The 24,028-nt window shown below is 49.5% G+C and carries 23 protein-coding genes; 15 read left to right on the top strand and 8 right to left on the bottom strand.

The window, feature by feature from the left end; translation table 11 throughout:
• Window positions 1-56: 56 nt before the first annotated feature.
• Together upp and DESRU_RS13700 are read right to left on the bottom strand one after the other, a co-directional pair.
• The gene (upp, locus tag DESRU_RS13705; protein ID WP_013842689.1) at window positions 57-695 is read right to left on the bottom strand and encodes a uracil phosphoribosyltransferase; all 639 of its coding nucleotides are present in this window, start codon (window positions 693-695) and stop codon (window positions 57-59) included.
• A 362-nt stretch (window positions 696-1,057) separates the two neighbouring features.
• Window positions 1,058-1,315 carry a glutaredoxin family protein gene (locus DESRU_RS13700; RefSeq protein ID WP_013842688.1) on the bottom strand — a complete coding sequence of 86 codons (258 nt, stop codon included), beginning with the start codon at window positions 1,313-1,315 and terminating at the stop codon, window positions 1,058-1,060.
• Window positions 1,316-1,498: 183 nt separating this feature from the next.
• Here DESRU_RS13700 and DESRU_RS13695 point away from each other — a divergent pair, with 183 nt between their 5' ends.
• The 3 genes from DESRU_RS13695 to DESRU_RS20915 all read left to right on the top strand — a co-directional run bounded on the left by DESRU_RS13695 (window position 1,499) and on the right by DESRU_RS20915 (window position 4,042).
• Window positions 1,499-1,978, top strand: a complete 480-nt coding sequence (locus DESRU_RS13695; RefSeq protein ID WP_013842687.1) for a cell division protein SepF — start codon at window positions 1,499-1,501, stop codon at window positions 1,976-1,978.
• A gap of 410 nt (window positions 1,979-2,388) precedes the next feature.
• Window positions 2,389-3,531, top strand: coding sequence for a DUF3885 domain-containing protein (locus DESRU_RS21345; RefSeq protein ID WP_013842686.1), 1,143 nt, complete (start codon window positions 2,389-2,391; stop codon window positions 3,529-3,531).
• Window positions 3,532-3,691: 160 nt separating this feature from the next.
• Entirely contained in the window at window positions 3,692-4,042 is a 351-nt protein-coding gene (locus tag DESRU_RS20915) for a hypothetical protein (RefSeq protein ID WP_049786757.1), read from the top strand.
• A gap of 179 nt (window positions 4,043-4,221) precedes the next feature.
• On the opposite strand, the gene DESRU_RS13680 is transcribed toward DESRU_RS20915, so the two are convergent.
• Entirely contained in the window at window positions 4,222-4,980 is a 759-nt protein-coding gene (locus DESRU_RS13680; RefSeq protein WP_013842685.1) for a tRNA lysidine(34) synthetase, read from the bottom strand.
• Window positions 4,981-5,122: 142 nt separating this feature from the next.
• Here DESRU_RS13680 and DESRU_RS13675 point away from each other — a divergent pair, with 142 nt between their 5' ends.
• The 10 genes from DESRU_RS13675 to DESRU_RS13635 all read left to right on the top strand — a co-directional run bounded on the left by DESRU_RS13675 (window position 5,123) and on the right by DESRU_RS13635 (window position 17,911).
• Window positions 5,123-5,281 carry a small, acid-soluble spore protein, alpha/beta type gene (locus tag DESRU_RS13675; protein WP_013842684.1) on the top strand — a complete coding sequence of 53 codons (159 nt, stop codon included), beginning with the start codon at window positions 5,123-5,125 and terminating at the stop codon, window positions 5,279-5,281.
• A 223-nt stretch (window positions 5,282-5,504) separates the two neighbouring features.
• Complete coding sequence (locus DESRU_RS20910; protein WP_013842683.1) at window positions 5,505-5,642, top strand: hypothetical protein; 138 nt, start codon at window positions 5,505-5,507, stop codon at window positions 5,640-5,642.
• A 457-nt stretch (window positions 5,643-6,099) separates the two neighbouring features.
• The gene (locus DESRU_RS13670) at window positions 6,100-6,657 is read left to right on the top strand and encodes a 4Fe-4S dicluster domain-containing protein (protein WP_013842682.1); all 558 of its coding nucleotides are present in this window, start codon (window positions 6,100-6,102) and stop codon (window positions 6,655-6,657) included.
• 39 nt (window positions 6,658-6,696) lie between these two features.
• On the top strand, window positions 6,697-7,545 hold the full coding sequence (locus DESRU_RS13665) for a CoB--CoM heterodisulfide reductase iron-sulfur subunit B family protein (RefSeq protein ID WP_013842681.1): 849 nt from the start codon (window positions 6,697-6,699) through the stop codon (window positions 7,543-7,545).
• A 28-nt stretch (window positions 7,546-7,573) separates the two neighbouring features.
• Window positions 7,574-12,025 (top strand): FAD-dependent oxidoreductase, encoded by a 4,452-nt coding sequence (locus DESRU_RS13660; RefSeq protein WP_013842680.1) that lies wholly within the window; start codon window positions 7,574-7,576, stop codon window positions 12,023-12,025.
• A 16-nt stretch (window positions 12,026-12,041) separates the two neighbouring features.
• Window positions 12,042-15,065 carry a CoB--CoM heterodisulfide reductase iron-sulfur subunit A family protein gene (locus tag DESRU_RS13655; RefSeq protein WP_013842679.1) on the top strand — a complete coding sequence of 1,008 codons (3,024 nt, stop codon included), beginning with the start codon at window positions 12,042-12,044 and terminating at the stop codon, window positions 15,063-15,065.
• A gap of 20 nt (window positions 15,066-15,085) precedes the next feature.
• Window positions 15,086-15,532: a hydrogenase iron-sulfur subunit gene (locus tag DESRU_RS13650; protein ID WP_013842678.1), complete on the top strand. Its 447-nt coding sequence runs from the start codon at window positions 15,086-15,088 to the stop codon at window positions 15,530-15,532.
• Window positions 15,533-15,549: 17 nt separating this feature from the next.
• Entirely contained in the window at window positions 15,550-16,665 is a 1,116-nt protein-coding gene (locus DESRU_RS13645) for a 4Fe-4S dicluster domain-containing protein (RefSeq protein WP_013842677.1), read from the top strand.
• 106 nt (window positions 16,666-16,771) lie between these two features.
• Window positions 16,772-17,047, top strand: coding sequence for a TM1266 family iron-only hydrogenase system putative regulator (locus DESRU_RS13640; protein WP_013842676.1), 276 nt, complete (start codon window positions 16,772-16,774; stop codon window positions 17,045-17,047).
• A 231-nt stretch (window positions 17,048-17,278) separates the two neighbouring features.
• On the top strand, window positions 17,279-17,911 hold the full coding sequence (locus DESRU_RS13635; RefSeq protein WP_013842675.1) for a cell wall hydrolase: 633 nt from the start codon (window positions 17,279-17,281) through the stop codon (window positions 17,909-17,911).
• A 78-nt stretch (window positions 17,912-17,989) separates the two neighbouring features.
• Here the strand turns inward: DESRU_RS13635 and DESRU_RS13630 are convergent, their stop codons facing one another.
• From DESRU_RS13630 to DESRU_RS13620, 3 genes are all read right to left on the bottom strand, one after another.
• Entirely contained in the window at window positions 17,990-18,991 is a 1,002-nt protein-coding gene (locus DESRU_RS13630; RefSeq protein WP_013842674.1) for an asparaginase, read from the bottom strand.
• A gap of 103 nt (window positions 18,992-19,094) precedes the next feature.
• Entirely contained in the window at window positions 19,095-19,718 is a 624-nt protein-coding gene (locus tag DESRU_RS13625) for a chromate transporter (protein ID WP_013842673.1), read from the bottom strand.
• Window positions 19,719-19,910: 192 nt separating this feature from the next.
• Window positions 19,911-20,171, bottom strand: a complete 261-nt coding sequence (locus DESRU_RS13620; protein WP_013842672.1) for a DUF1294 domain-containing protein — start codon at window positions 20,169-20,171, stop codon at window positions 19,911-19,913.
• A gap of 127 nt (window positions 20,172-20,298) precedes the next feature.
• Between DESRU_RS13620 and DESRU_RS21340 the strand changes: the two genes are divergently transcribed.
• A complete protein-coding gene (locus DESRU_RS21340) occupies window positions 20,299-20,487 on the top strand; it encodes a PspC domain-containing protein (RefSeq protein WP_013842671.1) in 189 nt (62 codons plus the stop codon).
• A 174-nt stretch (window positions 20,488-20,661) separates the two neighbouring features.
• Here the strand turns inward: DESRU_RS21340 and DESRU_RS13610 are convergent, their stop codons facing one another.
• Entirely contained in the window at window positions 20,662-22,962 is a 2,301-nt protein-coding gene (locus DESRU_RS13610) for an ABC transporter permease (RefSeq protein WP_238446301.1), read from the bottom strand.
• 162 nt (window positions 22,963-23,124) lie between these two features.
• Here DESRU_RS13610 and DESRU_RS21335 point away from each other — a divergent pair, with 162 nt between their 5' ends.
• Window positions 23,125-23,343, top strand: a complete 219-nt coding sequence (locus tag DESRU_RS21335; protein WP_238446300.1) for a hypothetical protein — start codon at window positions 23,125-23,127, stop codon at window positions 23,341-23,343.
• Here the strand turns inward: DESRU_RS21335 and DESRU_RS13605 are convergent.
• Complete coding sequence (locus DESRU_RS13605) at window positions 23,333-24,001, bottom strand: ABC transporter ATP-binding protein (RefSeq protein WP_013842669.1); 669 nt, start codon at window positions 23,999-24,001, stop codon at window positions 23,333-23,335. The genes DESRU_RS21335 and DESRU_RS13605 overlap by 11 nt on opposite strands.
• Window positions 24,002-24,028: the final 27 nt, after the last annotated feature.

Here is a 24,028-nt window from a genome sequence, read left to right as displayed (position 1 = left end):
GTATCTCTGTACTAACTTAAAGGTGCCAAAAAACGGTAGGTTTTATCCAATTTTTGCTACAGTAAGTATAACCGATCTCCGGCATCCCCACAACCCGGGGAAATATAGCCAATATTGTTAAGAACTGGATCCAAAGTGGCGGTAACAATTTTTACATCCGGAAATCTTGCAGCAATTTGATTGATTCCTTCTTTTACGGAGAAGGCGCAGACCACTTTTATTTTATGATGCTCAATACCGGCTCCTGAAAGGACTTCCAGGGTTTTAACACAACTGTTGCCGGTGGCCAGCATGGGATCCAACACAATAATTTGTTCAAAATCCGCAACATTCCGGGGAAGGCTGTTAACGTAGAGTTTGGCCTCTAAAGTTTCATGATCCCGAGACATACCAATATGGGCCACCTTGGCCTTGGGCAGGAAGGTTAAGAAGCTTTCAACCAGGCCCAAACCGGCTCTAAGGATGGGAACCAGTAAGATTTTTTCATCCTTTAGGATGATGGCCGGAGATTCAACTTCCATGGGGGTGGTGACTTTGGATTCAAAAACCGGCGCATCTTTCAAGGCTTCTACAGCCAACAGGTATCCTAAACGGGTAATGCTCGAACGAAAGGCTACAATATCACTTTCTTTATCACGCAGTTTGCCAACTTGTTCATCTACCAGAGGATGACGAAGAATGGTAAGGTTTTGCATGTGGTTCGACTGCCTCCTTGTGTTCCGGCAGCACCGCCTTGTTGTATACTGATTCAGGTAGGATTATGCCAGATATTTTTTTCCAAATATCAAAAATTCGATTCAAAAGGACAAAATCCTCTTTATCATTTAAAAATAATTATGAGAGATTTCGGTGGGGTTTCCCAATTTAAAAGAGAGTAGGAAACGACATAAAAAAACGCGCCAAGGAATAAGGAAATAACACAAAACAATCGGCTAATAAGAAGTAGAACACGGATTGAACGAATAATACGGATTTGCGCGGATCTTATTTAAATATTAATTCAATCCGTGAGAATCCGTGGAAATCCGTAAAATCCGTGTTCTATTCTTTTTTATTTTTAAGTGAGTTCCAGAGGTTCCTGGCTAAGAAGGTGATCCCATTTATGGGGCAGGTAACCTATCACCAGATGACCGTTTACATCAATGGCCGGGCATTCATCACGGCCCGTTTTCTGCAGCAGTTCTCCTTTGGCGCCGCTATCCTGGATGTTTTTTTCTTCAAAATGAAGGTTTTTTTCCTTAAGATATTTCCTGGCCTGATCACATTCAGATTGCTTCCAGGGGGATACAAAAAGAGTTACGTGGTAATCTGCCACATCAAATACCTCCTTTTTACCGATTCAAATCTAGTTTGCCCAGGGAATCAGGAATTTCATCACTTGTAAATAGGGCTTTCGTCCTATAGAAAATTAGTAATTTTTTCCGTATGATACCAGTATAGCTCGTTTTATGTATACCAGATCAATCATTTGGCGATCTGGCTGAAAGGAGAGGGTCTTTTGTCGAGTAAAATTGTGGACAAGTTCCTTAGTTTTATAGGTTTTGAAGAAGTGGAAGAAGAGATTCCTGAAAAGGGGCCGGAGCTGTCGAATATCAAAGAATCGGGTATCCGGAGCAAACTAAGTGCCCGTCCAGAGCTGGCAGCCGTACCTCCGAGCCGCCAAACCAAAATCGTATCCACCCAGCCCAAAACCTTTACGGATGTCCAGGTGGTGGCAGAGCATCTGAAAGGCGGCCAGCCGGTGATTGTCAATCTTTCTCAGGTTCAGCCCGAAGAAGCTCAGCGTATTTTGGATTATGCCAGCGGCGTATCCTTTGCCTTAAATGGTTCCGCCAAAAAAGTAAGCGGGGAGATTTTCCTGTTTGTTCCCAGCGGAGTGGACATTATTGGTGCGGGAGACCTGAGAAACTTTACGCAGGATACCGAATCGCCCGAAGCAAAGGCCGCTACCCGTTGGTTTAAATCCGAATCCGCTTAATTTCATTATGTGTAGCCGCTCCACAGAGAGTAACTGTGATGTTAACATAAAGCCTCTTGCCATTTTAAACGTTGGCAAGAGGCTTTACTATACAAAACTTAATGTAACGGTATAGACCCGGTGTTAGGAAAAAAAGTGTTTGAAGGCAAAGGATTAAAGTGAATAAAGCACATTGAAATCAGCAAGTACCCACAAAGAGAGCAAGGAAGGCCGGGAGGGTGTCTATAAGTTTCCTTCGGGAATAGAAGGAATTTAATGATCTTCGCTTCCTTATTTTACGATTCGTAAAGTAACAGCGGAAGTATGCTGAGACGGTATATTTATGTGATATGAGGATTTACGAGGATGGCAACCAATCTGAATTAGGATGACGATTCCATGATGGGTTTTGATGGGAGAGAGATCAACCGATGAAGCTAAAAAAACAGTTACAGGCGGTATTGGAGCAGCACAATAACTATGACGGCATCCTGTTTCAGTTGACGTCCCCCTATGCACTGCATCAGCGACTGGCTCCGGGTAGTCCTTATAGACCGGAAAGTTTTGGAGCGGGCGTGAGCTCCGGCTATGTGGAGCAATGCTTGCAAATTGCTGCTGAACTGTATGGAAGACTGCCTTTTGGGAAGCACCTGCTTGTAGTCTATGAGGATGCATACAATGAAAAAAACACGAATGAAATTGACTTTTTTGAAAGCTGCCTGATGGCATCCAGCAAAGCTGAAACCGATATTTTTCAATGGAAGCACCGTCCGGTGGAGGGCGGCTTCCCCACCGGACAAGATGTAAACAACGAATGCCATACCTGCACCCGCAGGATGTATGCCGCAAAGGGGATTGATACGGAGCGCCTATTCCGTGAAATCATTCTTTCGGATATTGGCGGTCAATATGCTCTTGCATCCAAGGTGTTTGTCGTGGATGTGGATTCCGCCTGTATCTTTCATCTTTACGACGACCGGGGGCTTACGGTTTACACGCCGGATGAAACTTTATTTGCGTACATCGGGCCAGAGCATGATGATGTCCCGGGCGAGGAATTCCTCTTTTCTATTGGCACGGAAGCCTTTCACTGGATCAATGGCGGGGATGATCCGCAGGATTTATGCCTGCACGGGATAACCTCTGTGACCATCGGCGCGGAAGTGTTTTCCTACCCTTGCGCCGTCAGTGCAGCCGCTTTGCGGATGCTGAAAACCTTGACAGAGGACCATCAGCCGACCTATTGCGAACAGATGCTTCCCTGCTGCGGTCATAGCTTGTGCGCAAAAGAGACGCTGGACGAGGTGACCATCAGCGGATGTGAGAACGGTATTGATTGGACGGTGCGGCATGAGGGGGATCAAATACGCCTCATCACACCGAGCGGGAGGGAAACTCTCCTGAACTTATCTCTTTACCGCAAAGAAATTTGCCGGTTTGCCGATGGGGTGGAAGCCTTTTATCAAAAATCCTTGCCCAAAAGAACCGGCCATGATTTAGATAAAAATGGCTACCAAGCTTTTTGGAACGAATGGCATCGACGTAGAAAAGGATGGGGTATGCTTCCAAGGTAGCTTTAGAATAACATGGAACAAGGGGGAAAAGCGTGAGTCTCTATCAATTCTTAGCCAGCGACAGCCCACTGAAGGCAGTGGAAAACAAGAATATCGAGCTGTTATCCATCGAGGAGGCGGAAGCAAGAGGCCTTCCCTGCCCAATTGGTATTCCGCAGATATGGCCATCGACCGCAAAGAGAAGATTGTTCTTTATGCGCCGGATGAGGACTGCCTGGGCGATATAGAGATTACAGGTGATTCCACAAATGTCGGACAGTATTCGGATAAGCGCTTTCATTCTTCTCTGCAGTGGAATTTCACAGAAAAGCGGGCGGAACAACTCCTGGAGTATATTGCAGAGCATTTGAAAACAGCCGCTGAAATCGAACTATGGAATATCTGGCTGGATGAATACGATGCTCCTACGATTGTTCAACGCTCACTGAAGGAGTTAACCGTAGCGGATATCAAAGCGGTACTGGGGCAAAAAATATATAAAAAACCTGCTTGTTTAGTGGTGCGATTGTAGAATATTTCAGTGCAAATTCAATGTGCTGACACGACGGAACAAAAGACCTTGATTCGCTACCGGGACATTGGAATTCGATGCTGTTGGGAAGATGTAAAAATAGCAGTATAACAGGAAGGCAGCCGGCAAATTTTGCCGGCTGCCTTCCTTAAACCCGGGATTCAGCTTGTATCCCGGGCCTAACCCCAGCGGCCTTTCTTGTTTTCTTTTTCCGGCCAGAGATTTTTCGGATTGAAGTTGTGCAGTGAAGTTAAAAACTTTTCACGGATGTCGGGATACTGTTGAGACAGCGCCTCAATTAATTGCTTGGTTTCCTCCCGCTTGGTTTTTTTGTTCGCCGGGCAAGGATTATGAACCACCGGGATATTTTCCTGGGCCACTAATTCCAGGATCTGGCCCTCGGTAACGTAAACAAAGGGACGAATCAGGGTGAGATCCGAGCGGTCCAGGTAGGTTTTAGGAGAAAAGGTTTTCAGATTTCCGTTGTACAGCAAGCTCATAAAAAAAGTTTCAATGGTATCGTCCAGATGATGAGCCAAGGCCACTTTATTAAAACCCAGGTCATTGACGGTATTATAAAGGGCTCCCCGGCGCAAGGTGGCACAAAGGGAACAGGGGTTGGTCTCCTGGCGGATATCAAAAATAATGGTGGCAATATCCGTTGGCTTAATAGTCAAGGGGATTTCCAAACGGCGGCAGTACTCTTTTAAAGGTGCAATGTCCGCGCCCAGACCCATATCTAAATGAACGCCATGAAGTTCAAAGGGAATTTTTTTTAAATATTTTTGGCGGTAGCGGTTTAGACAAAACAGTAGGGCACTGCTGTCCTTACCCCCGGAAAGTCCCACCACCACCCGGTCTCCGGGTTCAATCATTTTATAATGGGCGATGGCACGGGTAACTTGGGTTAACATTTCCTTTATTAATGTTTTTGACATGATTGATCTCCTGCTGTCGTTTTTGTTTTGTTTGCTCCAATACTTCAATTATTGACCCTTAAAGTAAAAAAGTCTAGAAAAACATTTTGCCTGTATAGAGTGTGCCCAGGAGGGTCAATTTAATAGTGAGGGGGGGTAAAACATGAGTAAATATATGAGTGATGCCCTGAAATATGAGTTGGCCCAGGAGATGGGCGTGGCTGATCGTATCCAAGGCAGTGACTATGGGAACCTGACCTCGAGAGAGTGCGGTAACTTTGTGAAGCTGGCGATACAAAGGGCGGAGCGCAGCATGTTGTAAACTTCCCTGATAAGGAGCGGTCCACAATCCTGTGGACCGTTTTCTTCATCCTTATAGGAGTCTGCAAAGCCATTCAATCAGTGAGCAAATAGGCGTAAGATAAAGGAGTCTCATCATCTTTAAGGATCAAGGCAATTTAAGGCAAAAGCTTGTGAATAAATGAACTTTACCCAGAGAAAGGAAAGGGATATACTGTGTATACAGAATACAGGGAGGTGTTCTTATGATAGGACGTGACTATGAACACTACTTACAATCCACGGCAACCAATAATAAACCCTGCTTTGATTTTCGATTCTGGCTGGTAGTAACAGGGCTTGGTTTTGTACTTCCCCTGGCGGGTTTTATTTTAAGGGGATAGCCGGTGGGATGAGATCCCTTTTTAAAATTTAAATCAGGATGTTTTATGATTTGAGATAGACGGAGGTTAGACCACAAGGTCTAGCCTTTTTTGTGTTCATATTTATCCTTTTGCAACTTTTGATTTTCGCCAGCGAAAATGCAAAAGCGAAAATTATTCAATTTATGGTGAGGGCGAAATAAACCTTAATTTAGGATAGGCTAGCATAAAAACTGGGACCATGGATAAATCCTTATAAATCAAGGACTGTAGAATTTCAAAATTATTCTGAATTAATCGGATAAAAGTAATGGCGAGAAAAAATAAGAATGATAGCGAAATGCAATAAAATATAGACTAAAACCCATAATTTAGCTTTATTAAGGGTCTAGTCAATATCCCTGAGAGTTTGTTCAAAATATAGCGTGTGATAAACTAAACTAAAGTAAATTCGAAATGAAATAAAGGGGGTGGACCTATGTATATTATAACCGATGGAGTTTCCCAGGCGCTAGACCTAAATTTCACAAAGCAAATTAAAGAACGCAGCGGACAGGAAATTGAGGCCTGTTTCCAGTGCCAGAAATGCGCCTCCGGATGCCCCATTGCTGAATACGGAGAGGTTGATACCAACCAGGTGCTGCGGATGATTCAATTTGGCTTAAAGGATGAGCTGCTGAAAAGTAAAGCCATTTGGGTCTGCGTGGGCTGTGAAACCTGCGGCGCCCGTTGTCCAAACGGAATCCGCATTGCGTCCGTCATGGATGCTTTACGGGAAATGGCCATTGAAGAAAAGGTTGTCCCGGCAGAAAAAGACATTCAACTGTTTCATCAATGTTTCCTAAACTCTGCTCAGTCATTGGGCCGAGTTCACGAAGGAACCATGCTGATGAAGTACAAGCTAAAAAGCGGACATCTTTTGGACGATGTGGGTGTAGGCGTGAAATTGTTTTTTAAAGGAAAGTTAGCCCTGTTTCCCCACAGTGTTCCGAGCAAATCCGATGTTCAGCGCATTTTTGAATGGGCCCAGAAATAGGAATGGGTGATTACGGTATTGTGGAAGGTAGGGATATTGATGAAATTGGCCTATTATCCGGGCTGTTCCCTGGAGGCTACCGCCAAGGAATATGATCGCTCCGTCCGGGCTGTCTGCAGTGCGTTAGAGGTGGAACTGGTGGAAATACCGGACTGGACTTGCTGTGGCGCCACCTCGGCTCACGCCACCAACCACCGACTGGCAGTGGGCTTACCGGCCCTGACGGTCAAACAAATTCAACAAATGGGGCTTGAATGCGCAGTGCCCTGCTCCGCCTGTTTTAACCGCCTGAAGAGTGCTGAACACAGCATGATCAACGATCTGTCCGTCCGGGAGGAAATGGAAAAACTCCTGAACTTTAAATATGATGCCCAACCCCGGACCCATGATTTGTTGGCTGCTTTGGTGGAAAAAATTGGTCTGCCGGCCATTAGCAAAAAAGTTCAGAAACCTTTAAAAGATCTGAAAGTTGCCTGTTATTACGGCTGTTTGTCGGTTCGGCCCGGTGAAATAACCGGCATCGACAGCGTGGAAAATCCTATGCAGATGGATAAATTGATGAAAGCCTTAGGAGCCACGCCGGTTCAGTGGTCCTATAAAGTGGATTGCTGCGGGGCAGGACATTCGGTGGCCAAATCGGCCATGGTCACCAGCCTGTCAGGCAAGATCCTGGCCAAGGCCCGGGAAGCGGGCGCCAACGCGGTGGTGAATTCCTGCCCCCTCTGCCAGACTAATTTAGAGATGCGCCGTCCCCCGGGCGAAGATATCCCGGTATTTTACTTTACTGAATTAATGGGGCTGGCCTTTGGAATGACGGAGGTGCGTGATTGGTGCAGCAAGCATCTGGTGGACAGCAGCAAACTCATCAATTCCGTACTGGCCGGGTAACTTCGTAAAGGGATGGAGGTTAACGTAGATGAGCAACGTCCAAACCGATAATAACATGACCGGTGCAGTGATGGTGGTGGGAGGCGGCATTTCAGGAATGCAATCCGCTCTGGACCTGGCTGAATCCGGTTTTAAAGTTTATCTATTGGATGAAAAGCCTGCCATTGGGGGCACCATGGCCCGGTTGGATAAAACCTTTCCGACCAATGACTGCGCCATGTGTATCATGTCCCCCAAACTGGTGGATACCGGTCGCCATAATAACATTGAGATTATTACCGGGGCCAAAGTAAAGGGAGTCAGCGGGGAACCGGGCCATTTTAAAGTAAAGGTTGAACAAAAGGCCCGTTATGTAGATATTGCCAAATGTACCGGCTGCGGGGATTGCGCCCGGGTTTGCCCGGTGGAACTGCCCAATGAGTTTAACGGCGAGATTGATACACGCAAAGCTACTTATAAGCTGTATGCCCAGGCCACGCCCAATGCCTTTGCCATTGACAAGCGCGGGGTCGCCCCTTGTAAAAACGCCTGCCCTGCGGGAATTAACGTGCAGGGCTATGTGCAGTTAATTAAATCGGGAAAATTTATTGATGCCTGGAAAATGATCTATGAAGAAATGCCTTTCCCGGCCATCTGCGGCCGCATTTGCGCTCACCCCTGCCAGACGGCCTGCAACCGGGGTCAGGTGGATGAACCCATACAAATTGCCACTTTAAAAAGATTAGCCGCGGACATGGCTTATCAGCAAGATCTCGATCAACTGCCCCTGCCGCAAAAGGAAGCGGACCGGGAAGAAAAGGTCGCGGTGATCGGTTCCGGCCCGGCGGGTTTGTCTGCAGCCCATTTCCTGGCTTTGAAGGGATACCGGGTCACCATATTTGAGGCCCTGCCGGTTACCGGCGGCATGATGCGGGTGGGCATTCCGGAATACCGTCTGCCGAAAAAATGGGTGGATTTGGAGATTGATTTGATTCGGCGGCTGGGCGTGGAGATTAAAGTCAACACCGCCCTAGGGAAGGATATTACCCTGGACGGATTGTTTAAAGAAGGATATAAAGCCATTTTTCTGGGAGTCGGCTGCCAGAAGGGAACCAGCATGAGAACCCCCGGGGAAGATCTGAAAGGCGTTATCTCCGCGGTGGATATGCTGCGTGAAATTGGTTTGGGCCAAGAAGTGAAAGTTGGACGCAAGGTTCTGGTGGTGGGCGGCGGCAACGTGGCCATGGACGCCGCCCGCAGCGCCCGCCGCATGGGGGCGGAAGTGCATGTCCTGTACCGCCGGACCCGGGGTGAAATGCCTGCGGCAGCGGAAGAAGTGGAGGAAGCCATTGAAGAGGGCATTCAATTCCATTTTAAAACCCTGATTAAAGAGATAAAAGGCAAGAACGGGAAGATCGATGTGGTTGAATCCATTCAAGTTTTGCGGATGGAAAAGGATCAAAAGGGCCGCTGGGTGCCTGTTTACGGTGATGAGATTACCAAGTGGACCGGCGTGGATACCGTGATCTCGGCCATTGGCCAGGCTGCGGATTTATCCTTTGCCGGAGACAAACCCCTGGCCAATGAATGGGGCAGCCGCATTGTGGCGGATCCCGATACGCTGGCTACCAATGTACCCGGTATTTTTACCGGCGGGGATGTTTTCACCGGTCCGGCTCTGCTGATTGATGCCGTGGGAGCCGGTAAACGGGCGGCGGAAAGTATTCACCGCTATATTCAGGGTGAAGATCTCCGGGCCGGCCGGCAATTTAAGCTGCCCGAAGAAAGAATTTCTCCCATACCGCGGAAGGCGGAATCCTATGCCCCGCAGCCCCGGGTGAAACAGGGGCACGCTCCGGCGCAAAGAAGGTCTGCCGGCAGCGAAGAGGTTTGTCTGGGCTATACTCCGGAGCAGGCTCAAGCCGAGGCGGAACGCTGCTTAAACTGCGCCGTTTGTTCCGAGTGCATGCAGTGTGTGGATGCCTGCCTGCCCAAAGCCATTGACCACAGTATGCAAGACCGGGAACTGGAGCTGGAAGTGGGGGCTCTGGTGATGAACCCCGGCTTCAAACCCTATGATCCAACGGACTTAAAACTGTATGGTTACGGCCGGCTGCCCAATGTGGTGACCAGCATTCAATTTGAACGGATTTTGTCCGCCAGCGGTCCCTTTTCCGGGCATATGGTGCGCCCGTCGGATCACAAGGAACCGGCTAAAATTGCCTGGATTCAGTGTGTTGGTTCCCGTAACGAAAGGATTGGCAAGGGATACTGCTCGTCGGTTTGCTGCATGTATGCCATTAAGCAGGCCATTATCGCCAAGGAGCACAGCCATGACCCCCTGGAAGCAACACTGTTTTATATGGATATGCGTACGCCGGGCAAAGATTTTGAACGCTACCAGAACCGGGCCAAGGAGGAGCATGGCGTAAGATTTGTCCGCTCCCGCATTTACGGCATTGATCCGGTTCCCGATGACAGCGGCGATGTATTTATTCGTTATGCCGATGAGAATGGCCAGATTTATACGGAAACCTATGATATGGTGGTCCTCTCCATCGGACTGTCCGCCCCGGAAGGAGCCCAGGAACTGGGCGAGGCCGCCGGCATTGAACTGGATTCCTACGGTTTCTGCCGCAGCGATGAATTCAGCCCCGGCTGCAGCTCCCGTCCAGGTATCTTTGTCAGCGGGGCTTTTGGTGAACCCAAAGATATTCCGGAAACGGCCGTGGACGCCAGTGCCGCCGCCGCCATGGCTTCCCGTCTGTTAGCGCCGGCCCGGGGCACTCTGGCGGCGGTTCAGGAGTTCCCGCCGGAGAAGGATGTCAGCAACCAATTGCCCAGGGTGGGGGTGTTTGTCTGCAACTGCGGCATCAACATCGGCAGTGTAGTCAAAGTGCCGGAAGTGGCCGCCTTTGCCAAAACCCTGCCGGGTGTGGTTCATACGGAAGAATTCCTGTTTAGTTGTTCCCAGGATAATATTGATAAAATCAAGGAACGGATTAAAGAGCACGACTTAAACCGGGTGGTGGTGGCTTCCTGCACGCCCCGGACCCACGCGCCGCTGTTCCAGAGCAGCATGAAGGAGGCGGGGCTGAACCCTTATTTGTATGAGCACGCCAACATTCGCGAGCAGTCTTCCTGGGTACACCGGGACGTTCCCGAAGAAGCCACCGAGAAGGCCAAAGATCTGGTTAAAATGGCGGTGGCCAAAGTGAGGCTGCTGAAACCGGTACAAACTTCTTTTATTGATGTAAACCAGCGGGCCCTGGTGGTGGGCGGCGGTGTGGCCGGTATGACCAACGCCCTGTCCCTGGCCGAGCAGGGATTCCCTGTTACCCTGGTGGAAAAGAGCGGTGAACTGGGCGGCAGAGCCATGGAATTGCGCTATAGCCTACGGGGCGAAGATATTCCCGCCTTTGTGGCGAAGCTCAAGAACGATGTGGGAAATCATACGCTAATTGATATATGTATAAACGCTCAAGTTGAAGAGGTGGCCGGTTATCTGGGTAATTATATCACCACCCTGATTAAGGAGGACGGTTCCAAGGAGGAGGTAAATCACGGCGCGGTGATTATCGCCACCGGCGCCGATGAAATTGAGCCGGCGGATTACCTTTACGGCAGCAGTCCTGCGGTAATGACCCAAACCCAGTTGGAGCAGAAGTTGGCGGATCAAGGTTTAGGAGATGCCGGTACGGTAGTGATGATCAACTGTGTGGGTTCCCGGGAGCCCGAACATCCCTACTGCAGCCGAGTTTGCTGCACCCATGCCATTAAAAATGCCTTAAAAATAAAGGAGTTAAACCCCAAGGCCAATGTGCTGGTGCTCTACCGGGATATTCGAACCTATGGCTTTAAAGAAGAATACTACACCGAAGCCCGCCGGAAGGGAGTCATCTTCATTCGCTACAGTGTGGACGACAAGCCCAAGGTGACCGCCAACGGCAACCGGGTTAAGGTGACGATAACGGATCATGTGCTGCAGCAGCCCATTGAAATCGATGCGGATATTCTGGCCCTGGGCAACGGTATCAAGCCCCGCCCGGACACCGAGCGGTTAAGCCAGTTGTTTAAAGTGCCGCTGAATGCCGACGGCTTCTTCCTGGAGGCGCACATGAAGCTGCGGCCGGTTGACTTTGCGGCGGACGGATTGTACCTGTGCGGACTGGCACATGGTCCCAAAAACATCAGCGAAACCATTTCCCAGGCCAATGCGGCCTCAGTCCGGGCGGGGACTTTGCTTTCCAAAGGCCGGTTGGAATCCCTGGGCATCACGGCGGAGGTGGATTTGGAACTCTGCAAGGGCTGCGGAATTTGTGTCGAAGCCTGTGTCTATGGTGCCCGGGTATTGGATGAACGCAGGGGAGTGGCCCTGGTTCGTGAGGTGCTGTGTCAGGGCTGTGGCGCCTGTGTGGCAGCCTGCCCCAGCGGCGCCACCCAGCAGAAGGGTTTTGAAAAGGAACAACTGCTCGCTATGATGGATGCGGCTTTGGGATAGGAGGTTGGAAAAACCTATGACGGATAAAAACAAAATTGGTGCGGTACTGGTTGTGGGCGGGGGCATCTCCGGGATGCAGTCCGCCCTGGACCTGGCCGAATCCGGCTACCGGGTTTATCTGGTGGAGAAGAAGCCCGCCATCGGGGGTACTATGGCCAGGCTGGATAAAACCTTTCCCACCAACGATTGTGCCATGTGCACAATGTCCCCCAAACTGGTTGACGTAGGCCGTCACCTGAACATTGAAATTATTACCGGTGCCGAACTGGTCGGTCTGGACGGGGAACCAGGCAACTTTAAAGCTACCGTGGCGCAGCAGGCCCGCTGCGTAAGTCTGGAAAAATGCATCGGCTGCGGCGCCTGCGCCGAGGAGTGCCCGGTTAAAGTGAATGACGACTTTGACGGCGGCCTGGGCAAGCGTAAAGCCATCTACAAGCTGTACGCCCAGGCGACGCCCAATGCCTATGCCATTGACAAAAGCAAGTGCTTAAAGATTAAAAATCCTAAAGCCTGCGGGAAATGCCTCAAGGCATGTCCTGCCGGGGCCATCGACCACAGCATGCCGGATACCCGGCTGGAATTGGCGGTGGGCGCGGTGATTCTCAGCCCCGGCTTTGAACCCATGGACGGAGAGCTGCGGGGAGAATTCGGCTGGGGTATCTATGCGAACGTATTGACCAGCCTGCAGTTTGAGCGTCTGCTGTCTGCCAGCGGTCCCACCATGGGGCATCTGGTACGCCCTTCAGATCATGTGGAACCCAAGAAAGTTGGCTTTATTCAATGCGTGGGCTCCAGGGACAGCGCCAAAGGCAATCCTTACTGCTCGGCGGTATGCTGCATGTATGCCACCAAACACGCCATTATTGCCCAGGAACATGAGGAAGGCCTGGAAACTAAAATTTTTTATATGGATGTCCGGGCCTATGGCAAGGATTTTGAGAAATATTACGACCGGGCCAGAATTCAGCACGGCGTCAAGTATGAAAAGGCCATGGTTTCTTCCATAAAAGAAGATCCCAACACCAAAAATTTAATCGTTCGCTATAGGACTCCCGACGGGAAGTTTGCTGAAGAAGAGTTTGATATGATGGTTCTCTCGGTAGGCCTTAAACCATCCTCCGGCAATGCTCAACTGGCTAAAGCCTGCGGTATTGAGCTGGATCCTTACGGTTTCTGCAAGACCCTGGAATTTGCTCCGGGCCAAAGCACCCGGGAAGGCGTCTTTGCCAGCGGCGCTTTCTGTGCGCCCAAGGATATTCCCGAGACCGTGGTGGATGCCAGCGCCGCCGCAGCCAATGCCGCTCAATTGCTAAGCGACGTGCGGGGAACCCTCAGTCAAATCAAGGAATACCCGCCGGAAAGGGATGTTACCCAGGAGGACCCCAGAATCGGTGTCTTTGTGTGCAACTGCGGCATCAATATCGGCAGTGTTGTCCGGGTGCCTGAAGTAGCTGAGTTTGCCAAAACCCTGCCCGGCGTGGTGCATACCGAAGAATTCCTCTTTAGTTGTTCCCAGGACAGTATTGAAAAAATTAAAGAACGGATACAAGAGCATCAATTAAACCGGGTGGTAGTGGCTTCTTGTACGCCTAGAACCCATGCTCCCTTGTTTATGAGCAGTTTGAAGGAATCCGGATTGAACCCCTACCTGTTTGAACAGGCCAACATCCGGGAGCATTCCTCCTGGGTGCACCGCAATTATCCCGAGGCAGCCACCGAAAAAGCCAAGGATTTGGTTAAAATGGCGGTGGCCAAAGTGAGGCTGCTAAAACCTGTATATACCTCCTTTATGGATATTAACCGTCAGGCTCTGGTCATCGGCGGCGGTGTGGCCGGTATGACCAACGCCTTGAATCTGGCCAATCAGGGTTTCAAGGTTATTCTGGTTGAACGTACGGATAAATTGGGCGGCAATGCTTTGGAGATTCAATACACCATGAAGGGCAACCGTCCCTTGGAACTGGTGGAATCCCTGATCAGGGACGTGCAAAATCACAGCAATATTGATTTGAACCTGAATTCCAATATTAAAGAAGTGGCCGGTTACCTGGGCAACTATAAAACCACTCTCAGCACTCCCGGAGGCGACAAAGAAGTGTCCCACGGGGTGGTGATTATTGCCACCGGAGCCGAACTGGCCACCACCGGCGAGTATCTCTACGGACAGCATGAGGCGGTCTTAACCCAGAGGGAATTAGAGCAAAAGCTGGCGGGTCCCGGTATTGGCTCCGCCCGGAACATTGTCATGATTCAATGTGTGGGTTCCAGGGACAGCGAACGCCCCTACTGCAGCCGTATTTGTTGTTACAGCGCCGTTAAAAATGCCTTGAAAATTAAAGAACAGAATCCCGAGGCCAATGTCTTTGTACTTTACCGGGATATTCGCACCTATGGCTTTTATGAAACCTACTACGCCGAAGCCAGAAAGAAAGGGGTTGTCTTTGTTAGATACACCCTGGAAGAGAAACCCCAAGTGGAAGCGCTGGGCGATCAATTGAAGGTTTCTATAAAGGATCCGATTTTAAACCGCAAGCTGGAATTGGAGACCGATCTGCTCATTTTAAGCACCGGACTGATTCCGGCCCAAGGCACGGATGGCTTAAGCCAAATTTTTAAGGTTTCTTTAAATGCCGATAATTTCTATTTAGAAGCCCATATGAAACTACGTCCGGTGGATTTTGCCGCCGATGGTTTATACCTGTGCGGTTTGGCCCACTCACCCAAGCTCATTGAGGAATCCATTGCCCAGGCCAATGCCGCAGCCGTGCGGGCTGTAACCATGCTGTCCAAAGATAAGCTGGAGTCCCTTGGCAACGTGGCGCAGGTCAATCCGAAGTGGTGCAAAGGTTGTGGCCTGTGTATAGAGGCTTGCTCTTATGGCGCCAGAACCATGAATGAAATCACCAATGTGGCTGAAGTGCTTGATGTGCTTTGTCAGGGCTGCGGCGCCTGTGTGGCGGCCTGCCCCAGCGGCGCCTGCCAGCAAAAAGGCTTTGAAAAACAACAAATTGTTGCCATGCTGGACGCTTGTAACGGCTAGGCTAAAAAGGAGGGGTATTCATGAGTGTTCCTGAAGAAAAAATACAAACGGAATTTGAACCGAAGATCATTGCCATTGTTTGTAACTGGTGTACTTATACCGGTGCAGACCTGGCGGGTACATCCCGTATCCAATATCCCCCGAATGTACGAATTATCCGGGTCATGTGCAGCGGTGCGGTTGACCCGCTGTATATGATTAAACCGATCTTAGACGGCGGGGACGCCGTTCTCGTCGGTGGCTGACACGAGGGCGACTGCCACTATGGTAGTGGCAATTACAAAGCCAGACGTAAGGTGGCCATTGCTAGAAACGTACTGCAGCAGTTGGGTATACCTGAAGAACGTTTATGGCTGCGGTTTATCAGTGCTTCCCAAGGTGCTTACTTTGGTGAAGTGATTACTGAAATGACGCAAAAACTAAAACAATTAGGACCGAACCCCCTGCGCAAGAACTGGGAAATCTAGGTGGGAGGCGTTGTAGCATGAAAACATATACGTTAAAGTCGGATGGCGACACCCTCGGTGCCGTCCAGGGTTTTTTAAAATCCTTGCTTACCTCGGGTAAAGTAGCTGCCCTTTTGGTGCCTCAGGAAGTTGCTGCCAAAACCAATGTGGTGCCCGCCTTGATCCGAGATCCGGAGATGCTTAACAAAGCAAATCCCTTTGCCCCGGTTAACGGGTTGAATGCCGCCCGGTTAGTGGCTAATCTTTCCCGGAGTTTACCCGAAAAGGTGGCGGTGGTGCTTCGCTCCTGTGAAGTTCGTGCTTTAGTGGAATTGGTGAAATTGCAGCAGGCCAAACTGGAAAATCTGCTGATCATTGGGGTGGATTGTTTGGGAACTTTTGCCCCCAAGGATTACGGGCAGATGGTGAAGCAAAAAAAGGTGGATGCCGCCCAATGGGTCAAGGGAGCTGCTGGTGGAGAAAATCCCAGCGGAATGGATTTCCGTCGGGCCTGCACCCTTTGTACTTATCCCGAGGCCAGTCATGCCGACATCATCCTGGGCTGGCTGGGACTGGACGGCAAAGTACTGGTGACTGCCGGAGACGATGAAGACCTGTCTGCTGTGGCTGGTTTGGAACCTGTTTCCGTGCCGGACTCCCGGGTGAAACTTCTGGAAAAACTGGCGGAAGAAAGAGGGCAGGCAAAAGCCAAGGCGGTGGATGAATTTAAGCATTCCGTCAGCAGCATCGATGATCTGGCCGAAATACTGGCCGCCTGCATCAAATGCCAGAATTGCCGTCAGGCTTGTCCCATCTGTTTCTGCAGAGAGTGCGTCTCCGCCGGACCTATTTTTGACCACAACGGGACCAAATACATGGAATATGCCGGCAGGAAAGGGGCCATCGAGCTGCCCACGGATACCGCCCTGTTCCATCTGACCCGGGTCAATCATATGGGGCTGTCCTGTGTGGGCTGCGGCCAGTGTGAAAACGCCTGCCCCATGGATATCCCTGTTGGCTTGATGTTCCAGGCGCTGGCCCTGCCGGTTCAGGAACGTTTTGAATATGAACCCGGGCGCGACCTGGAAGAAACGTTGCCGTTAACTACTTATCAAGAACATGAACTGCCGGAATTAAACACAGGTAAACACTAACCATTTAATCATTCAGTTAAAGGTCACCTCAATAGGTGGCCTTGTTTTTTTGTATAAAAAAGATTTAAAATGCCATGATAAACAAAGGAAGAAAGGAGGGGTTTCTGTGCAAAAAGATATCTATGTGGTGGGTTTGATGGTCGATGAAAGGAGCACCAAAGCGCCGGATGTGCAGCAGGTGATTACCCGGTACGGCAGCAATATTCTGTGCCGAAACGGCATTCCCAGCCCCAGCAGAGAGCGGGGAATTATCACTCTGACCATGGAGGCGGCTCCCAATGAATATGAAAAAATGGAGCAGGAATTAAAAAACTTGCATGGCGTTACCGTGGACTGCATTCATTTCAGTCAACAGGAATCTTTTCAGGTTTGTCAAAAATAAAATCCTATTATTAAGGATAAAAGATTTTGGAACTGCCCAATGGCGGTTCTTTTTCTTATTATTGGCTGGATTAACAAAAATTGTAGGTTTACGCGCATACCTAGGTATGTTAGTCTAATACTCGTGCCCTGCACGTGACTTTTGTGGCAATAAAATCCTGGTATAAACGTGCATCTCCCCACGAAGCAAAAGCATGGAAGTACCGGCTTTTCTAGAGAGGAGTGAATTGCATTGTATAAAAAGCAAATAACCATGTTAAAACAAAAGCTGGAGAACGGTTCCTTAGAAACCGTAATCAAAAAATCCGTTGTGTCAATCTTGATTGTGTCTTTTATGACATTATCCGTCATGCCGGTTTTTAAACCGTTCATGACAACCAATACCAAACCAGAAGTTAAAAAGGCACCAGAATCTCATACCCAACAGGAAGCTAGAAGCATCGAGCAAAGACCGGAAGGTAATCAAAAGTCGAGAACTTCCGGACAAAAGCAGGTTTCCAGGGGCGGTTTGAATCGCAATGAGGTTCGCCTGCTGGCCATGGTCATTGAGGGTGAAGCAGCCGATGAGCCCTATAAAGGGAAAGTGGCTGTGGGAGCGGTTATTCTAAACCGGATGGAAAGCAAACAGTTTCCGAAAACTTTATCCGGTGTAGTTTATGAGGACCTGGCCTTTGAATCGGTTATGAACGACCAGTATAAACGGCCCTTGACCCAAGAGTCCATTCGTGCCGCTCAAGATGCCATCAATGGGCATGATCCTACCGATGGGGCTTTATATTTCTGGAACCCTGTAACCGCTAAAAGTAAATGGGTTTGGTCCAGACCGGTAACCGACCAAATTGGTCGCCATGTTTTTGCCAAGTAGAAATCGGGAGAACCAAAGTCCCCGCTGGTTATGATACCAGCGGGGACTTTTTATTGCTCTTTTTTATTCCTGAAAAACTTACATAGCAAAGGCTACTTCCAGGTGACCGATTTCGTCACCCCGGTGATTGCGCAGGATGGGACGATATAAGTGCTGCATTTGATGAAACTCCTGCTCTGTAAGATAACCCAGCCTTTTTAAAACATGAATCACCACCGGACCAATGGCCCGGGAATGGCCATCCTGAATTTTTAGTGTCAGACCCGTTCCTTCAGCAACCATGCCGATACAATAGACTCCTTCGGCACCCAGTTTCGCCACCAGCCTGCCTTTGGTGGTCTCCATTAAAAGGGTATCCAGACGATCGGTACCTGCCACAAAATAAGGGTGGGAAGTCATGGCCTGACGGATGATCTGCAAGGTCTTCGCCCGGGCCGGGGAAAAACATCCTTCCGGAAGGGAAAAGCGAGCGTAGGCCATGGCCATGCTCCGGATGGGAAGGGCAAAGACCGGTACACCGCAGCCGTCTACTCCCAGGCTGATTTGTTCAGGCGTCAGAGAACAGACTTCACCAATAACCTTCAGCATTTCCTGCTGAACCGGATGGTCTTTTTTGATATAATCCTCCAGGGAAGCATTCAAAAGCAGGGCCAGGGCAAGCATTCCGGCATGTTTTCCCGAGCAGGCATTATGGGCGGGAGCATATTTTTCTCCGGAGGCTATCAGGTTTTGCGCACTGGCAGTATGCATGGGGAATGCCGGGCCGCACTGCAAACAGGATTCCGCAAGCCCCAGTTTGTCTAAAATATTCCGCAGGGTTTTTAGATGCTCCGGTTCTCCATTATGGGAAGAAGTAATCAAGGCTATTTCCGAACCGGTAAAACCATATTTTTCAATACCGGCCCGTTCCACCAGGGGAATGGCTTGAAAAGGCTTGGCGGCGGACCTCCAGAAGGCCACAACATTCGGGTTGCCCAGACTGAAAAGGGTTTTCCCTTCTCGGTTGGTCACCGCCAGATGGCCCCAATGTTGGGATTCAACCAGATTGCCCCGAATAACATTTACCAGTGGTTGTGCCAATGGATTGACCCCCATGTAAAATGACTTGGAAGTAAATTTCTATAATTCTCCTAAAAATCCTTGGAGTTCTGCATTATTTTATGAGATGAACGCGGAATAGGAGTCATTTTGATAGAAAAAATAGACCAAAAAGCATGGAGGCAACAATAAGTATAATGGGATGCATCTTAAACTGGAACAAGGCGACCATGGCCACCAAAGCAATAATCCAGGTTAGCGGTATGGGAAAGGATTTAACGCCCATCTCCCAGACGGTTTGAATAAGTAAAACCACCACCACCGGTCGAACGGCCTTAATGGCCCCAACCATTTGGGGCGCATCTTTATATTTAAAGTACAGACCGGCCAGACCCAGCATAGCGGCGGCGGTGGGAATCACCGTGCCGATCAGAGCGGAACCGGCTCCCCAGAAACCGGCTATTTTATAACCTACATAGGCAGCCATTTTGGTGGCAATGGGACCGGGCAAAGCATTGCCCATGGCCAGGGCATCGGTAAATTCCTCGGTGCTAAGCCACCTATAATTATCCACCACTTCTTGTTGAATTAAAGGGATAACACTGGGACCGCCGCCAAAGCCAAAAATATTGGCCCTGCCAAAAGCTACAAATAGCTGCCAGAGAGCCAGGGTCAAGGGCACCGAAACGGCAGCGGCAAAGGCGGCTGTACGAAGGGGTTCTTTAGGGTTGGTTTCATAACCAACCTCTTTTTGGTTTTGTTCATTCATCGGCACAACTTCCTTTCTCTACGGTATCACTTTATACTATCTATATGTTAATGGTATACCGGTATACCATTAACGGTTTGTTTCTACAAAATTTTATCATATCCTGCTAAGAAAAAAATTAACGGAAAATTAAATAATTTATATTAAAAGGCATAAAAAAACTCCCTGATTACCAGGGAGTATAAAAGCTCATTAAAAGGAAATCCGGAAAATGATAAACAACTGGATAATGCCCATGGCAGGCAACCCCACGGCAAAGAGGGGTTTTTTGGTTTTGTGACGGGCATAGCGCATGCCTAAATAGCCGCCCGGAGCGCCGCCAAGCAAACAAGTCAGCAAAAGGGTTGACTCGGATACGCGCCATCCGCCTGTGCTGGCGTACCATTTATCCAAATTGAACATGATGAAAGCGATTACGTTGACTGCCAAAAGATACCACAGTAAAACTTCCATCAATATCCCTCCTCATATTGCCATTTATTTGTTATTTAATTATAGTATAAGGGAATATGTTTTATTTTGTCTAATAAATTTTAAAAATCGGCTAAATTTTTATTGGCCGAAAGGGGGCAAAAAAGTTTTGAAAAAACGCTTATTTCGGTCCCGCAGTCAGAGAATGCTGGCCGGTGTTTGCGGAGGAATTGCCGAATATTTAGACATGGACCCCACTGTAATTCGAGTTCTTTACATTATTGCTTCCGTGCTTTCTGCTGCCTTCCCAGGCTTGTTGATATACATTATTTTAATCTTTGTAATCCCTGAAGAATAAAAAATATCCGGAAACAATGCGGAAGTCACAAGGATAAATTGTGAACCTACCCCAACAGTAAACCGAATACGGAAAACAGCAGGAGGAATGCCGATGCATTCCTCCTGCTGTTTTATTGCATAAAGAAAATCATCTGCTATATGAAGGGATATACGCATAGGGTAACCTTTCCCTTTATTCCGTTTGCCTCAGGCGTTCAACGATGGAATACTTGGAAACAGCCCGATAGACCGTGAGCGGCAGAGCAATACCGAGTGCAGCAAAAATCGGCGCAACCAAGAGGATGGGCCAAATCGTAAATCGGTAAGTAAAGAACCAGAACATGCTGTCCAGCACATTGGTCAGCAGGGGGCCGGAAACGATGCTGAGCACCAACGAAACCGCCACGGCACCAAGCGTGTAATACAGTCCCTCCCAAATCAGCATGGTTTTAAGCTGATTGCCGGTCATGCCGATGGACTGGAGTATTGCAAACTCACGGCGGCGGGTCAGAATGCCCGTCAGAATGGCGTTGAGAAAATTGAGCACACCCACAAGTCCGATGATAAAGCTTAGCACGCCGCCCAGTATCAGAAACATATTGCGGAAGGAGTCAAACTCCGCAGCGTAGGTCGATTTGCTCTCATAGTCGAACTGCGGCATCTGCTCATTGGTCAAATGGGAAAGAAATGCTTCCATAGCGGCTGTGTCCTGGTCGCCGACATCGCAAGCGTAATACAAGACGGAATGGGTGCCCGTATCACGGATAAATGTCCGGTCGTTCATGACAAACTCATCGGTGCCGTAATAGCGGTAGCTGAGAGAGTGAGGCACACTGATCAGTGCAACCACTTCGTAATCAATGTCCTGATAAATCTTTGCCCGATAGCGGTAGGGTTGACCGTCGGGAATGTTCTCGGGATTAACAATCTTGCCCGTGCCTGGGTCATAGTATTCGTACTCCTCCACATAACGCAGAGTGACAGTGTCGCCAAGCTTCGCCCAATGGGAATCCATGTTGGCATGGCCATAGTCATCCTCGTTGTATACGGCGGCAACATACCGCCCGCCCGGTTCGTAGAGCTTGGACAAATCGCCCTCCAGCACCCGGAGCTTGTCGATGGCGTAGCGCTCCATACCGTAAAGCTGTGCCGGATTGCTAAGCAGACCGGCTGCATTTTTCTCTATAGACGCAATGGCTCGATCTAAAGCTGCCGTATCGTTCCACCTGGCATTTAACCCACGATAATACTCCTCAGTGATAAATTCCTCCACCGGACTGCATTTGCCATATACTCGTCCTTCGGCTTCAACACCGGGTTGGGATTCCAGCAGCGAGATAATGTCCTCGGACAGGGCGGTATTGCTGTCCCAAAGACTTTCCGTCTGAAAGTAACCTGCATCCGCTACAATAAAGTCTGAAACCATATTGGACAGGTATTTATCCATATCAAAGCCGCGCGTAAAGGTGACCGTCATATTAAGCAGCAGCACTGCCAGGGACAGAGAAATCACTGTTACCGTTACCTTGCTGCGGTTGCGCCCCAGATTCGCCCATGCCATTTTGGGCAGCGATGCACCGGATTGTGCCTTGCGTATGGTTTTCTTATTATCCGTTCCCTCGGTGTAGCGGACAGCCTCCACCGGTGACACCCTTGCTGCCATCCGCCCCGGCCTGTGGCAGGAGATCACCACCGTGACCAGAGCAAAGACTGCCGAGCCAATGAAAATCAGCGGACTTGCCGATACGGCGTTCTGTATAACGCCGTTGAGCCGGGACAGGATCACAGGGGTCAGTTTAATGCCGACGCCATAGCCGATCAGCAGTCCAAGGGGAATACCAACCAATGATAACAGCAGCGCCTGCTGTCGGATAATACGCCGCAACTGCCTTCCCGTAGTGCCGATGGTCTTGAGCAGCCCGTAAAAACGAATGTCGTTTGAAACGGAAATTTGGAATACGTTATAGATAATAAGATAGCCTGTAAAGATAATAATTAGCAGCAGACCTGCAATAGCAATAACGGTTATAGGGTCGATGCTATCCGAAAGCTGCGAGCCGGTGTAGCCCCAGTTGACACCAATTGAAATGTAGTTGTTTTCCACGGAACGGCTTTTATTTTGGTAGCCGTGATTTTCCAGAATTTTATTCATATCCCGCTCAATGTGCAGCGAGCTGCCCAACATGACGGACATGTTCCATGAACCGGTCATGCCGTCCTCACCGATACCGCGCCCGATGCCCACTTCATCATAGATGGCCTGGGCGCGGCTGTCGGGAATCAGCACATGGTTGGCAACAATTGCCCCGTCATAGTTCCACCAGCCGCTCAGGGTAAAGGTTTTCGTTATTTCCGTTCCGTCCACGTCAAAGGTCAGGGTAAACCGGTTTCCCAGTACAGGCTCGACGCCCAAGAGCTCCAGTACCCGGGTATCGGTGGCGGCTTCGTTGGTGCCTTCAGCGGGCAGGCGACCTTCAACGGGGTCACAGTACATCCAATGCGCCTCGTTTGGGTCGCTGTAGCCGATCTCCACATGGGATTTTTGAAACGGCGTTCCAACTGCCATGCCTACAAAATGCCGCAAACCGTACTGCTTGATGAGCGGGTCGGCTTTTAATGTGTTAAACTGTTCTTCGGTCAGATATTTAAACGCACCGTGGTTCCAGCCACCGGCCTGCCGGAAGTTGGATTGCTGAATGGAATGGTTGATGGACAGCACCACCGTGAACAAGGAAGTAAACAGCACGGTGGTCAGCGCAATGGCAAGAACGGCGATGAGATTTCTTGTCTTCGCCGCTTTCATGCTTTTCATACTCAGCCGGCGAATGCATTTTTGGTTGGCTACATTCATGCTTTGCACCTCCTTATTGAGTGACGATCAAACCGTCCTCAATACGGACGATACGGTCAGCCAACTGAGCAATTTCCTCATTGTGAGTAATCATCACAATGGTTTGGGCAAATTTCTGACTGGTGATCTTTAACAGCCCCAACACATCCTGACTGGTCTTGGAATCCAGGTTGCCAGTAGGCTCATCTGCCAAAATGATGGCGGGCTTTGCAGCCAAAGCCCGTGCGATGGCAACCCGTTGCTGCTGTCCGCCGGAGAGGTTATTGGGCAGGTTTTGCAGCTTGGACTGCAAGCCCAGTGTTTCGATGATGCTGTCTATATAGGCGGCATCCGGCGCGTTGCCGTCCAACTGGATAGGCAGCACAATATTTTCATAGACGTTAAGTACGGGAACCAGGTTATAATTCTGGAACACAAAGCCGATCTTGCGGCGGCGGAAGATGGTCAACTCTTGGTCCTTCAGGGAGAAGATGTCCTTGCCGTCCACTATGACTGTGCCGCCGGTGGGACGATCCAGCCCGCCCAGCATGTGCAGGAGCGTGCTCTTGCCGCTGCCGGAGGTGCCCACAATAGCGACAAATTCGCCTTTTTTCACCTGCAGGTTGATGCCTGCGAGAGCATGAACGGTGTTTGCCCCAGCGCCGTAAATTTTTTTTAAATCCTGAGTCTGTAAAATTATCATGATAGGTACCTCCAAAGGTAGAGTCTG

The organism is Desulforamulus ruminis DSM 2154 (assembly GCF_000215085.1).
Classification (GTDB): domain Bacteria; phylum Bacillota; class Desulfotomaculia; order Desulfotomaculales; family Desulfotomaculaceae; genus Desulfotomaculum; species Desulfotomaculum ruminis.
Note: the sequence above shows the minus strand (reverse complement) of the source record. Positions and strands in the feature narration are given on the sequence as shown.